This is a genomic window from Blastococcus xanthinilyticus, from assembly GCF_008124835.1.
Lineage (GTDB): Bacteria > Actinomycetota > Actinomycetes > Mycobacteriales > Geodermatophilaceae > Blastococcus > Blastococcus xanthinilyticus.
Genome location: NZ_VNHW01000012.1, coordinates 81,383 through 93,500 on the forward strand (window position 1 = coordinate 81,383; position 12,118 = coordinate 93,500).

The following is a 12,118-nucleotide window of genomic DNA, read 5'->3' on the forward strand; positions in this document are numbered from 1 at the left end:
TCAGCCGGCGACGGCGATGTCCTCGACCGTCACCGGGATGTTGGGCGGGCCGTCGCCCGGGCCCTCGGCGCCCTGCACCCCGCCGGCGGCGACGGTGTCCAGGACCGCCAGGCCGGCCTCGTCGATCGAGCCGACGACCGTGTACTCCGGCGGCAGGGTCACGTCGGTGAAGGTCAGGAAGAACTGGCTGCCGGTGCTGCTCGGGGCGGCGGTCTTGGCCATGGCGATCGTCCCGCGGGGGTACGTGGTCTCGGCCGTGACCTCCTCCGCGTACTTGTACGACGGGCCGCCCGAGCCGGTGCCGGTCGGGTCGCCGCACTGCAGGAGCCCGAAGGCCTCCTGGGTGACCAGCCGGTGGCAGGTGCTGCCGGCGTAGAAGTCCTGCTCGGCGAGGTAGGTGAAGCTTGCCGCCGCGCAGGGCGCGATGGACCGGTCGAGGGTCAGGGTCAGGTCGCCCTGGTCGGTGGCCATCAGCAGGTCCACCCTCCCCTGGGTGGGGGTGGCCTCCGGGTCGGGCGGCGTTCCGACGTCGGTGAGGTTCGGGTTGCCCGACTCGTCGGGCAGGTACTCGCAGGTGACCGTGCCGTCGGCGTTCGTGGTCCGCGTCGCGGAGCTCGAGGTCGGCGCCGACGTGGTCGGGGTGCTCCCGTCGGCGGCCGGGTCCGCGGCGTCGTCGTCGCCACCGAGCACGCCGGTGAACAGCAGCGCGGCCCCGACCAGGACGACCGCGGCCAGCGCGGTGAGGATCAGGCCCAGGTTCCGCCGCCGCTTCTTGGCCAGCTCGGTGCGGCGTTCCAGCTGGCGCTGCAGGTGACGCTGCGCGGCTTCGCGGCGCTGCTTGTTCGTCGGCACGGGGAGGCAGTCTAGGTGCCGCACCTGGGCGCTCTCTGGCAACGCCGGGCCGGGGCGGGGCCCCGCGTAACCTGCACGGGTGCTCATCCGCTCGTTCCCCGCCGGCGCGTTCGGCACCAACTGCTACGCGGTCGCCTCGGGCCCGGGGCAGGAGTGCGTCGTCGTCGACCCCGGCATGGACTCCGTCGAGCCCCTGGCCCGCATGCTCGCCGAGGACGGTCTCAAGCCCGTGGCCGTGGTGCTGACCCACGGGCACCTGGACCACACCTTCTCGGTGCTGCCGGTGTGCGACGGCTACGGCATCCCCGCCTACCTGCACCCGGCCGACTCCGGGATGCTGTCGGACCCCGCGCGCTGGCACGGGCCGCAGCTCGCCCCGCTGATCACCGGCGTCCGGCTGCCCGACCCGAGCGAGGTGAAGGCGCTGGACGACGGCGAGGTGCTGTCGCTGGCCGGCGTCGACCTCACGGTCCGCCACGCGCCCGGGCACACCCAGGGGTCGGTGATGTTCTCCCTCGACCTCGGCGAGGCCCCCGGCCTCCTGGCCGGCGACGTGCTGTTCGCCGGCTCGGTGGGCCGGGTCGACCTGCCCGGCGGCTCCTGGGACGCGATGCTCAGCTCGCTGCGCGACGTCGTCCTGCCGCTGGACGACGAGACCGTCGTGCTGCCCGGGCACGGCCCGGCGACGACGATCGGCCGCGAGCGGGCCGCCAACCCCTACCTCGCCGAGGCGGCCGCGGCACCGAAGGGGCGCGGGCTGTGAGCGCGGGCATGACGGCCCCCAAGGGCACGTTCGACACGCTCCCGCCGGACTCGGCGCGCTTCCTCGCCGTCCGCGACACGCTGACCGCGCCGCTGCGCCGGGCCGGCTACGGCTACGTCGAGACGCCGGTGTTCGAGGAGACCGCCGTCTTCTCCCGCGGGGTGGGGGAGTCCACCGACGTCGTCACCAAGGAGATGTACACCTTCGCCGACCGCGGCGGCCGCTCGCTGACCCTGCGCCCCGAGCTCACCGCCGGGCTGATGCGGGCGTTCATCGAGCACCGGCTCCACGACGGCGCGCTGCCGGTGAAGCTCTGGACCGTGGGCTCGGCGTTCCGGTACGAGCGACCCCAGGCGGGCCGCTACCGGCACTTCACCCAGGTCGACATGGAGGCCCTGGGCACCGACGACCCCGCGCTGGACGCCGAGGTGGTGGCGCTGGGCGTGCAGGGCTTCCGCGACCTGGGGCTCACCGACTTCGAGCTGCTCCTCACCTCGCTGGGCGACGCCACCTGCCGGCCGCAGTACCGCGAGCTGCTGGTGGCCTTCCTGGACGAGCTCGACCTGGACGAGGAGACCCGCCGGCGCGCGGCCATCAACCCGCTGCGGGTGCTGGACGACAAGCGGCCCGAGGTGCAGGCGCAGCTGGACGACGCCCCGCTGATGGTCGACCACCTCTCGGACAGCACCAGGGCCCACTACGACGCCGTCCGCCAGCACCTCACCGACCTCGGCGTCACCTGGACCGAGGCGCCCCGGCTGGTCCGCGGGCTGGACTACTACACGAAGACGACGTTCGAGTTCGTGCACCACGGGCTCGGCGCGCAGTCGGCGATCGGCGGCGGCGGCCGGTACGACGGGCTGTCGGCGGCGCTCGGTGGCCCCGACGTCTCGGGCATCGGCTACGCCGTCGGCGTGGACCGGACGCTGCTCGCGGTGCAGGCCGAGGGCCTCGACATCGGCTCGAGGGCGGGCGTGCAGGCGTTCGTCGTGCCGCTCGGGGCGGAGGCCAAGCGGCTGGCGGTCCGGCTGGTCGGGCAGCTCCGGGAGGCCGGCATCGCGGCCGACACCGTCTACGGCGACCGCGGGCTCAAGGGGGCCATGAAGGCCGCGGACCGCTCGGGGGCCTCGCACGTCGTCGTCGTCGGCGATCGCGACCTGGCCGAGGGCGTGGGCCAGCTCAAGGACATGGGCACCGGTGAGCAGCGGGCGGTCCCGGTGGCCGAGCTGTTCGACGCGGTGCGTGCGAGTGTGGAGGGATGACCAGCATGGAGCAGCGACCACTCGGCCGGACCGGTGCGGACGTCAGCGTGATCGGCCTGGGCACCTGGCAGCTCGGCGGTGACTGGGGGGACGTCGACGAGGACACCGCCGGCGAGGTCCTCGACGCCGCGCTCGACGCCGGGGTGACCCTGCTGGACACCGCGGACGTCTACGGCGACGGCCGCTCGGAGGAGCGCATCCGGAAGGCGCTGGCGCCCCGGGCGGACCGGCCCTTCGTGGCGACCAAGGCCGGCCGGCGGGCCGACCCGTTCGAGGCCGCGCAGTACACCCCGGAGAACCTCCGGGCCTGGGTCGACCGGTCCCGCCGCAATCTCGGCGTCGACACCCTCGACCTCGTGCAGCTGCACTGCCCGCCGCCGGCTGTCTACTCCGATCAGCGGGTCTACGACACGCTCGACGGGTTCGTCGCCGACGGCTCGATCGCCGCCTACGGCGTCTCGGTGGAGACCGCCGCGCAGGGGCTGACGGCGCTGGAGCACGAGGGCGTCCAGACCATCCAGGTCATCCTGAACATCTTCCGGCGCAAGCCGCTGGAGGAGCTGCTGCCCGCCGCGCAGCGCGCCGGCGTCGGCATCCTCGCCCGCGTGCCGCTGGCCAGCGGGCTGCTGACCGGCAAGTACGACGAGCAGACGACGTTCCCGGCCGACGACCACCGGAACTTCAACCGCAACGGCGAGGCCTTCGACGTCGGCGAGACGTTCGCCGGGGTGCCCTTCGAGGTCGGCGTCGAGGCCGCCCGCGAGGTCGCCGCGATCGCCGGCGACGCGGTGCCCACGGCCGCCTTCGCGCTCCGCTGGGTCATCGACCAGCCCGGCGTCACCACCGTCATCCCGGGGGCGCGCAACGTCACCCAGGTGCGCGGCAACGTCGCGGCGGCCACGATGGCGCCGCTGTCGGACGCCCAGCTCGCCGACCTCGAGCGGCTGTACGACGAGCGCATCCGCGCCCACGTGCACGACCGCTGGTAACCGTTCCACCGCACCGCCTCCCGCCACCCACGCTCCGCCGCCTCCCACCACCCACGCTCCGCCGCCTCCCACCACCCACCCGAAGGAATCTCCCGTGCTCCGCACCCACGACGCCGGAACGCTGCGCGCGTCCGACGCCGGCACCACCGTCACCCTCGCCGGCTGGGTCGCCCGCCGCCGCGACCACGGCGGGGTGGTCTTCCTCGACCTGCGCGACGCCTCCGGGTACGTGCAGGTCGTCGTCCGGGAGGAGGAGGCGCACCACCTGCGCAACGAGTACTGCGTCCTCGTCACCGGTGACGTGCGGCGCCGGCCGGAGGGCAACGAGAACCCGGAGCTGCCCACCGGCGAGATCGAGGTGGCGACGTCGGAGCTCCGGGTGCTGTCGGCGGCGGCGCCGCTGCCGTTCCCGATCGAGACCGACCAGGCGGCTTCCGACGACGTCCGGTACCGGTACCGCTACCTCGACCTGCGCCGGCAGGGCCCGGCGAAGGCCATCCGGCTGCGCTCGGAGATCAACCGGATCGCCCGGGGCGTGATGGCCGGCCACGGCTTCGTCGAGGTGGAGACGCCGAACCTGACCCGGTCCACGCCCGAGGGGGCCCGCGACTTCCTCGTGCCGGTGCGGCTGCAGCCGGGCAAGTGGTACGCGCTGCCCCAGTCGCCGCAGCTGTTCAAGCAGCTGCTGATGATCGGTGGGCTGGAGCGGTACTACCAGATCGCCCGCGCCTTCCGCGACGAGGACTTCCGGGCCGACCGGCAGCCGGAGTTCACCCAGCTGGACTTCGAGATGAGCTTCGTCGACCGCGACGACGTATTGGCCGTCGCCGAGGACGTCGTCCGCTCGCTGTGGCGCGGGCTGGCCTCCTACGAGGTGCCCGAGATCCCGCGGATGACCTACCGCGAGGCCATGGACCGGTTCGGCTCCGACAAGCCCGACCTGCGCTTCGGCGTCGAGCTGACCGAGCTGACGTCGTACTTCGCCGACACCCCGTTCCGGGTCTTCCAGGCGCCCTACGTCGGCGCCGTCGTGATGCCCGGCGGCGGCTCGCAGCCGCGGCGGGCGTTCGACGCGTGGCAGGACTGGGCCAAGTCCCGCGGCTACCGCGGCCTGGCCTACGTGACGATCGCCGAGGACGGCACGCTCGGCGGCCCGGTCGCCAAGAACATCTCCGAGTCCGAGCGCGCGGGCCTGGTCGAGGCCGTCGGGGCGAAGCCGGGCGACTGTGTCTTCTTCGCCGCCGGGGCACGCCGGTCGGCGCAGGAGCTGCTGGGCGCGGCCCGGAACGAGATCGCCAAGCGGCTGGAGCTCATCGAGCCCGGCTCCTGGTCGTTCCTCTTCGTCGTCGACTTCCCGATGTTCGAGGAGACCGAGGACGGCTCCTGGACCTTCATGCACCACCCCTTCACCTCGCCCACCCCGGAGTGGCGGGACGGCTTCGCCGACGACAAGGGCGCGGCGCTGTCCGACGCCTACGACATGGTGATCAACGGCAACGAGGTGATGAGCGGCTCGGTCCGCATCCACGACGCCGACCTGCAGGAGCGGGTGTTCGAGACCCTCGGCATGTCCCGCGAGGAGGCCCGCGAGCGGTTCGGCTTCTTCCTCGAGGCGTTCGCCTACGGCCCGCCGCCGCACGCCGGCGCCGCCCTCGGGTGGGACCGCCTCGCGGCGCTGCTGTCGGGCGTGGAGTCCATCCGGGAGGTCATCGCCTTCCCGAAGACCGGCGCCGGTTTCGATCCGCTCACCGGCGCGCCGACGCCGATCACCGACGCGCAGCGCAAGGAGTCCGGCATCGACGCCAAGCCGGAGGAGCCGGCGCTGCCCGGCGAGCCTGGGGCGCCGGGCCCCTCCGACCCGACGAAGTGAGCCCGAGTGGGCAGTTGATGCCGCCCGCGACCGCGTGTCCTCGCGTGTCGGCGGCCACAACTGCCCACTCGGTGCGGCCGGGGGGCCGGTAGCGTCCCGGCCATGCCTCTGCGCGCCCGCACCCTGCTCGGTCCCGGTCCGTCCAACCCCTACCCCGAGGCGCAGGTCGCGCTGGGCCAGCCGCTCCTGGGGCACCTCGACCCGGAGTTCCTCCGGATCCTCGACGAGACCTCCGACCGGCTGCGCCAGGTCTTCGGCACCGCGAACCGGCGCACGCTGCCGCTGTCGGCCACCGGCTCGGCGGGCATGGAGGCGGCGTTCGTCAACACCGTGGGCCCGGGCGACGTCGTCGTCGTCGCGGTGAACGGGCTGTTCGGCCAGCGCATGGTCGACGTCGCCGGCCGCTGCGGAGCCGAGGTCGTCGCCGTCGAGCACGAGTGGGGGCAGCCGGTGGACGCCGCGCGCGTGCTGGACGCCCACCCCGCGCCCAAGCTGATCGCCGCCGTCCACGCGGAGACCTCCACCGGCGTTCTGTCCGACCTCCAGCCGCTGGCCGCCGGGAAGGGCGACGCGCTGCTCCTGGCCGACTGCGTCACCTCGCTCGGTGGCATCCCGGTCTCGCTGGACGAGTGGGGTGTCGACCTCGCGTACTCCGGGTCCCAGAAGTGCCTCGGCGTGGCCCCGGGGCTCGCGCCGTTCACGATCAGCGACCGGGCCTGGGACCGGCGGATCCAGAAGCCGCAGAGCTGGTACCTCGACCTCGGGATGCTCGGGGGCTACGCCGGCGAGGCCGCGGGGTCGGGCGGCCGCACCTACCACCACACCGCCCCGACCGGGATGGTCGTGTCGCTGCACGCGGGGCTGGGCCGGATCCTGGACGAGGGGCTCGACGCCGTCCACGCCCGGCACGCCGAGGCCGGCCGGCTGCTGCACGAGGGCCTCGCGGAGCTCGGGCTGGAGCTCTTCGCCGCCGAGGGCTCCCGGCTGCCGGAGCTGACCACCGTGCAGGTGCCCGACGGCGTCGACTCGGCGGCGGTCCGCAAGGAGCTGCTCGAGCGGTTCGACCTGGAGATCGGCGGGGGAGTGGGCGCCTACGCGGCCACCGTCTGGCGGATCGGCCTCATGGGGCCGAACGCGTCGCCGGCCAAGGTGGCGTTCGTGCTGGCCGCCCTCCGGGACGTCCTCGGCCGCTGACCCCCGCGCCCGATGTGGCGTAGGGCACACTGGGCACATGCTGCACCAGGAGGTTCCGCACCAGGAGGCATCGACGGGCCGGCCGTCCCGGGGCCTGCCGCCGTGGGCGCTCGTCCCGGTCGCCGGGCTGGGCTGGTGGCTGGTCGGCTACCTCCCCGCGCTCCTCGAGGAGCTCCTCGCCGGTTCCCCGGTCCGGGGATGGCCGCTGGTGCCGCTGCTCGCCACCCGGGGCGGTGCCCTGGTGACGGGCGCGTTCGCGGGCGGGATCGCGGCCGGCCTGCTCGGCCTGCTCGCCCGCCGGGGACGACGCCGGACCGCGGTGGGCGCGACGGGTGCCGGGATGGCCGCCGCGATGGCGGTGACCCTCTTGCTGGTGGGGCTGTTCCTCGCCGACCAGCGGCCGGCGGCCGGCGATGACGGCGGGGTGGTGGCCGGCCTCGGCCTGCTCACGGTCCTGGCCGGTCTCCTCGGCTGGGCGCTCGGCTCGGCCTGGGTGGTCGGTCGGGTCGGGCTGGGGGTCGCCCTGGCCGCGCTGGCGACCGCGGTACCCGCGTGGTCGAGCTCGCTGCAGATCGCGGTGCTGAACGCGACGCAGGCCGACGGGCTGCTCGTCCTCGACTGGCGGTGGACCGAGTGGGCCGGGGCGGCCGTGCTGGCGGCAGCCCTCGTGGTGATCGGCATCCGCCCGGCGGCGCGCCTGGCGTGGTGGGCGGTGGTGCTGGTGGGTGCCTGGTTCGTGGAGCCGGCGTTCACCGCGGTGGTCAACCTGGAGTTCTACCTGCGCGGCGCCGTGCCCGGCATGCCCGGTGTCCCCGAGACGCTGTCCGAAGCCCTCGCCGCAGCGGTGCAGGAGGTCTTCTGGGTCGCCGCGCGGCCGGACTACCAGCCGGTGGCCCCCCTCATCGCCGCCGTCGTCGTCGCGGCCCTGGTGTGCCTCGTCCGGCCCCGCCTCGCCGCCCGGCGGGCCACCACCGCCTGAGCACGACGGCCGAGTGGGCAGTCGTGACCGCTCGCGCCGGCGTGTCCGCGCGTGTCGGCGACCGCAACTGCCTTCTCGACCCGGGAGGCGCTGCGGTCACCACGTCGCGCCCCGGCTGATCAGGGCACGTCGGGTGCGGTCGACCACGGTGCCGAGCCGTCCCAGCACCGCGTGCCCGAAACGCAGCACGAGCCAGCCGTCGGCGGCCATGAGCGAGTACCGATCGATGTCCCGGTCGAACTGCGCCCGTTCGGCGTGCTGCCGCCCCTCGTACTCGACGGCGATCTTCCAGCGCCGGTAGCCCAGGTCCGCGTGCGCCACTACCCGCCCCCGTGGGTCCTGCACCGGCACCTGCACCTCGGGCCCCGGGAGATCGCTGCTGAGGAGAGCGTGGCGGACCAGGCTCTCCGGGCAAGATGCGGCCAGCGGCGTCAGGTGCCCGGCCAGGGCGCGCGCGGTGACGACGCCCCGGCGCCCGGTCGTGCCGGCCAGCCGGTGGGCCAGCGTGGCGGCGTCGAGGTGGCCGGCCCGCATCAGCGCGTCCCCCACGGCGAGCAGCTCTCCCGGCGGCAGCAGTCCGGCCAGGTCCAGCCAGGTGCGGACCCCGCTGGTCAGCGGTAGCCCGTGCTCGGTGGTGACGTCGCCTTCCCCGAGGGCGCACACGTGTGCGGCGAAGCGCGCGCGCCGGGGTCGGTGCGTGCCCGGCGGCACGGTGAGGTGCACGGGCCAGCCGGCTCTCAGCGGTGCGCCGAGGAGCGTGGCGGCGGTTCGGTGGGAGAACACCGTGCCCGCGGGGAGCACCGGGAGCGCGGCCAGGCAGGCAGCGCGCAGACCCAGCGGCACCGCCGTCGACACGTAGGCGCCGCGGGTCACCCGCACGCCGTCGTCCCGGAGCTGTGCGCGGGTCAGCCCGGCGGCAGCGGCCTCCGGGCGGGTGTAGGCGGGCGGCAGCCCGATGCGGTCCACCGGGGAGGCGTCGGTGCGCCCCGGCGGCGGCGGGCCGCGGGCGGCGGGTCCGTGGAAGGGATTCCCGCCTGTGGACGCCGAGTGGGCAGTCGTGGTCGTCCGGCCTGGCGTGTCCGCGCGTGTCGGCGACCGCAACTGCCCACTCGTCGAGCGGAAGACGAATCAGGCGGCGTCGAGGCGGGCCAGCTGCTCGGGCGTGAGCTTCAGGTCGGCCGCGGCGGCGGAGTCGACGATCGACTCCCGCCGGGACGCGCCGGGGATCGGGACGACGACGTCGCTCTGCGCCAGGTGCCAGGCCAGCGCCACCTGGTGGACCGATGCCCCGAGCTCGTCGGCCACCTCCGCGAACGCCGGCGCCGACGAGCCGAGGGAGCCTGCGGCGGGCACCCCGCCGAAGGGGCTCCAGGGCAGCCAGGCCAGCCCGAGCTCGGCGCAGTGGGCCAGCTCGCCGGCGGAGGAGCGCCAGCCGGGGGAGAACTGGTTCTGCACGCTGACGAGTGCGTCGCCGAGTATCGAGCGGGCGGCGTCGATCTGGGCGATGTCGGCGTTGGAGATGCCGACCATGCGCACCAGCCCGTCGTCGGCCAGCTGCCGCAGCGCCCCGATCGACTCCTCCCACGGGGTGGCCGGGTCGGGCCGGTGGAACTGGTAGAGCCCGATGGCCTCCACCCCCAGCCGGCGCAGCGACGCCTCGCAGGCCCGGCGGAGGTAGGACGGCGTCCCGTCCAGCTCCCAGTCGGTGCCGCGCCGGGTGTGCCCGCCCTTGGTGGCGACCAGCACGTCGGCGGCTCCCGGCCCGTAGGAGCGCAGCGCCTCGGCCACGAGCTCCTCGTTGTGGCCGAACTCCGCCTCGTCCAGGGAGTAGGCGTCGGCGGTGTCGACGAGGGTCACCCCGGCGTCCAGGGCGGCGTGCACCACGCCGGCGGCCTCCTCGCGCGAGGGGCGGTCGGTCTTGGTCGAGAGGGGCATGGCGCCCAGGCCGATGGCGCCCACGGTCAGGTTCCCGATGCGTCGCTGCTGCATGGGGCTGTCGTGCCCCGCGGGTAGCGTTCTCACCCGTGAGCTCGCTGTTCGACGCACCCGAGGACGACGGCCCCGCGGCGGTCGACCCGGGCGCGCCGCTGGCGGTGCGGATGCGGCCGCGCGCGCTGGACGAGGTCGTCGGCCAGCAGCACCTGCTCGGTGACCGGGCGCCGCTGCGGCGGCTGGTCGAGTCCGACGAGCCGATGTCGCTGGTCCTGTACGGCCCCCCGGGCACCGGGAAGACGACGCTGGCGCACGTCATCTCCCTGGCCACCAAGCGCCAGTTCGTGCAGCTGTCCGCCCTCGACGCCGGGGTGAAGGAGGTGCGGGCGGTCATCGCCGGCGCCAAGCGGGAGCTCACCTACGCCGGCCGCCGCACCGTGCTCTTCATCGACGAGGTGCACCGCTTCTCCAAGACGCAGCAGGACAGCCTGCTGAGCGCGGTCGAGGACCGGATCGTCAGCCTGATCGCGGCCACCACGGAGAACCCGTTCTTCTCCGTGGTCAGCCCGCTGCTCTCGCGCAGCCTCGTGCTGGCCCTCCAGCCGCTCACCGACGACGACATCCGCGCGGTCCTGCACCGGGCGCTGGCCAGCGACCGGGGGCTCGGCGGGGCCCTCACCCTGAGCACCGAGGCGGAGGACCACCTGGTGCGGGTGGCCGGGGGCGACGCGCGCAAGGCGCTCACCGCGCTGGAGTCCGGCGCGGGCGCCGCGCAGGCGGCCGGCGGGGCGGAGATCGACCTCGCCACGCTGGAGACGGCGGTGGCGCAGGCAGCCGTGCGCTACGACCGGCAGGGCGACATGCACTATGACGTCGCGAGCGCGCTGATCAAGTCGATCCGCGGCAGCGACGTCGACGCCGCCCTGCACTACCTGGCCCGCATGGTGACCGCGGGGGAGGACCCGCGCTTCATCGCCCGGCGCCTGGTGATCTCCGCCAGCGAGGACATCGGCATGGCCGACCCGACGGCGCTGCTGGCCGCGGTCGCCGCCGCCGACGCCGTCGCCTTCATCGGCATGCCGGAGGGGCACTTCCCGCTGGCCCAGGCCGTCGTGCACCTCGCCACCGCCCCGAAGTCCAACGCGGTCACGGCGGCCATCGGTGAGTCGATGGCCGACGTGCGGGCCGGGCTCGGTGGCCCGGTGCCGGCCGGGCTGCGCGACGCGCACTACGCCGGGGCGAAGAAGCTGGGCCACGGCGCGACGTACGTGTACCCGCACGCCCACCCCGACGGCGTCGTCCCGCAGCAGTACCCACCCGACGCGCTGGTGGGCAGGGACTACTACCGGCCGACCGGCCGGGGTGCGGAGGCGCGACTGGGGGAGCGGCTGGCCAAGCTCCGGGCGATCATCCGCCGCTCGCGGTGACGCCCCGGCGGGGGACCGACGACCCACAGGGTGCGCGACTACTGTGATCAGGCCGGAGCGTCGCCGCCGGCGTCGATTCCCCTCAGAACAGGAGCACGCGTGTCCGCAGGAGAGATCGCCGGGCTGATCGCAGCCGGGGCGCTGGTGCTGCTGGTGGTGCTGGTGGCCGTGCCGCTGCTCAAGCTCGGCCGGACGCTCGACGAGACCACCCTGACCATCCGCCAGGTGCGGGAGCAGAGCGCGCCGATCCTCGGCCAGGCCAGCACCACGGTCGCCCACGTGAACAGCAACCTGGAGCGGGTCGACGACATCACCGGCAACGCCGCGAACGTCTCGAGCAACGTCGCCGCGCTCACCAGCGTCGTCGCCGCCACGATCGGCAGCCCGCTGATCAAGGTCGCGGCGTTCAGCTACGGCGTGCGCAGCGCGACGCGGAAGAAGCGCGAGGGCCAGGCCCTGGCCGACGCCGCCGCCCGCGACAAGGCCGCGCGCCGCGAGCGCCGCGCCGCCCGGCGGGCCGCCTGATGCGCCGGCTGTTCTGGCTGGCCATGGGCGTCACCATCGGTGCCCTGGTGGTCCGCAAGCTGTCCGCCGCCGCGGAGAAGATGACCCCGGCCGGGATCGGCACCTCGATCGCCGAGGGGCTGCGCGACCTGGCCGACGCGATCGGTGACTTCGGTGCCGACGTCCGCGCCGCGATGGACGAGCGCGAGGTCGAGCTCCGCTCGGGCACCGGGCTGGACGCCCCGCTGCCCACCGGCGACCAGGTCCAGCTGCCCAGCCGCCAGGGGCCCGGTCGCGGCGCCCACGCCGCCGACCTCTGACCACCGGCCGGACCCCGCCCGCGGCC

At 74.7% G+C, this 12,118-nt stretch carries 12 protein-coding genes; 9 read left to right on the top strand and 3 right to left on the bottom strand.

All coding sequences use genetic code 11. From position 1 onward, the window contains the following. Positions 1 to 852, bottom strand: coding sequence for a peptidylprolyl isomerase (locus BD833_RS17610; RefSeq protein ID WP_166534447.1), 852 nt, complete (start codon positions 850 to 852; stop codon positions 1 to 3). A gap of 79 nt (positions 853 to 931) precedes the next feature. Between BD833_RS17610 and BD833_RS17615 the strand changes: the two genes are divergently transcribed. The 6 genes from BD833_RS17615 to BD833_RS17640 all read left to right on the top strand — a co-directional run bounded on the left by BD833_RS17615 (position 932) and on the right by BD833_RS17640 (position 7,909). Continuing rightward, positions 932 to 1,615: an MBL fold metallo-hydrolase gene (locus BD833_RS17615; RefSeq protein ID WP_166534448.1), complete on the top strand. Its 684-nt coding sequence runs from the start codon at positions 932 to 934 to the stop codon at positions 1,613 to 1,615. An 8-nt stretch (positions 1,616 to 1,623) separates the two neighbouring features. Further along, a complete protein-coding gene (gene hisS / locus BD833_RS17620) occupies positions 1,624 to 2,877 on the top strand; it encodes a histidine--tRNA ligase (RefSeq protein WP_166534449.1) in 1,254 nt (417 codons plus the stop codon). A 5-nt stretch (positions 2,878 to 2,882) separates the two neighbouring features. Next, positions 2,883 to 3,866: an aldo/keto reductase gene (locus tag BD833_RS17625; protein WP_166534450.1), complete on the top strand. Its 984-nt coding sequence runs from the start codon at positions 2,883 to 2,885 to the stop codon at positions 3,864 to 3,866. A gap of 94 nt (positions 3,867 to 3,960) precedes the next feature. Continuing rightward, positions 3,961 to 5,736, top strand: a complete 1,776-nt coding sequence (gene aspS / locus BD833_RS17630) for an aspartate--tRNA ligase (protein ID WP_166534451.1) — start codon at positions 3,961 to 3,963, stop codon at positions 5,734 to 5,736. Between the two features lie 102 nt (positions 5,737 to 5,838). Beyond that, positions 5,839 to 6,930 (top strand): pyridoxal-phosphate-dependent aminotransferase family protein, encoded by a 1,092-nt coding sequence (locus BD833_RS17635; RefSeq protein ID WP_166534452.1) that lies wholly within the window; start codon positions 5,839 to 5,841, stop codon positions 6,928 to 6,930. 37 nt (positions 6,931 to 6,967) lie between these two features. After that, the gene (locus BD833_RS17640; protein WP_166534453.1) at positions 6,968 to 7,909 is read left to right on the top strand and encodes a hypothetical protein; all 942 of its coding nucleotides are present in this window, start codon (positions 6,968 to 6,970) and stop codon (positions 7,907 to 7,909) included. Positions 7,910 to 8,005: 96 nt separating this feature from the next. On the opposite strand, the gene BD833_RS17645 is transcribed toward BD833_RS17640, so the two are convergent. Together BD833_RS17645 and BD833_RS17650 are read right to left on the bottom strand one after the other, a co-directional pair. Continuing rightward, on the bottom strand, positions 8,006 to 8,875 hold the full coding sequence (locus BD833_RS17645) for an endonuclease domain-containing protein (protein WP_243737759.1): 870 nt from the start codon (positions 8,873 to 8,875) through the stop codon (positions 8,006 to 8,008). Between the two features lie 162 nt (positions 8,876 to 9,037). Next, positions 9,038 to 9,898, bottom strand: coding sequence for an aldo/keto reductase (locus tag BD833_RS17650; protein WP_166534454.1), 861 nt, complete (start codon positions 9,896 to 9,898; stop codon positions 9,038 to 9,040). Positions 9,899 to 9,933: 35 nt separating this feature from the next. Here BD833_RS17650 and BD833_RS17655 point away from each other — a divergent pair, with 35 nt between their 5' ends. The 3 genes from BD833_RS17655 (at position 9,934) to BD833_RS17665 (ending at position 12,092) form a co-directional block, all read left to right on the top strand. Further along, positions 9,934 to 11,268: a replication-associated recombination protein A gene (locus BD833_RS17655; RefSeq protein ID WP_166534455.1), complete on the top strand. Its 1,335-nt coding sequence runs from the start codon at positions 9,934 to 9,936 to the stop codon at positions 11,266 to 11,268. A gap of 99 nt (positions 11,269 to 11,367) precedes the next feature. Continuing rightward, positions 11,368 to 11,793 (top strand): DUF948 domain-containing protein, encoded by a 426-nt coding sequence (locus BD833_RS17660; protein ID WP_166534456.1) that lies wholly within the window; start codon positions 11,368 to 11,370, stop codon positions 11,791 to 11,793. Continuing rightward, positions 11,793 to 12,092 carry a hypothetical protein gene (locus BD833_RS17665; RefSeq protein ID WP_166534457.1) on the top strand — a complete coding sequence of 100 codons (300 nt, stop codon included), beginning with the start codon at positions 11,793 to 11,795 and terminating at the stop codon, positions 12,090 to 12,092. The genes BD833_RS17660 and BD833_RS17665 overlap by 1 nt, the downstream gene beginning before the upstream one ends. Positions 12,093 to 12,118 lie beyond the last annotated feature (26 nt).

Bases quoted from the DNA above. Each gene is read 5' to 3' on its own strand.
- BD833_RS17635 (WP_166534452.1), top strand. From the start codon at position 5,839: ATGCCTCTGCGCGCCCGCACCCTGCTCGGTCCCGGTCCGTCCAACCCC.
- hisS (WP_166534449.1), top strand. From the start codon at position 1,624: ATGACGGCCCCCAAGGGCACGTTCGACACGCTCCCGCCGGACTCGGCG.
- BD833_RS17650 (WP_166534454.1), bottom strand. From the start codon at position 9,898: ATGCAGCAGCGACGCATCGGGAACCTGACCGTGGGCGCCATCGGCCTG.
- BD833_RS17640 (WP_166534453.1), top strand. From the start codon at position 6,968: ATGCTGCACCAGGAGGTTCCGCACCAGGAGGCATCGACGGGCCGGCCG.
- BD833_RS17665 (WP_166534457.1), top strand. From the start codon at position 11,793: ATGCGCCGGCTGTTCTGGCTGGCCATGGGCGTCACCATCGGTGCCCTG.
- BD833_RS17625 (WP_166534450.1), top strand. From the start codon at position 2,883: ATGGAGCAGCGACCACTCGGCCGGACCGGTGCGGACGTCAGCGTGATC.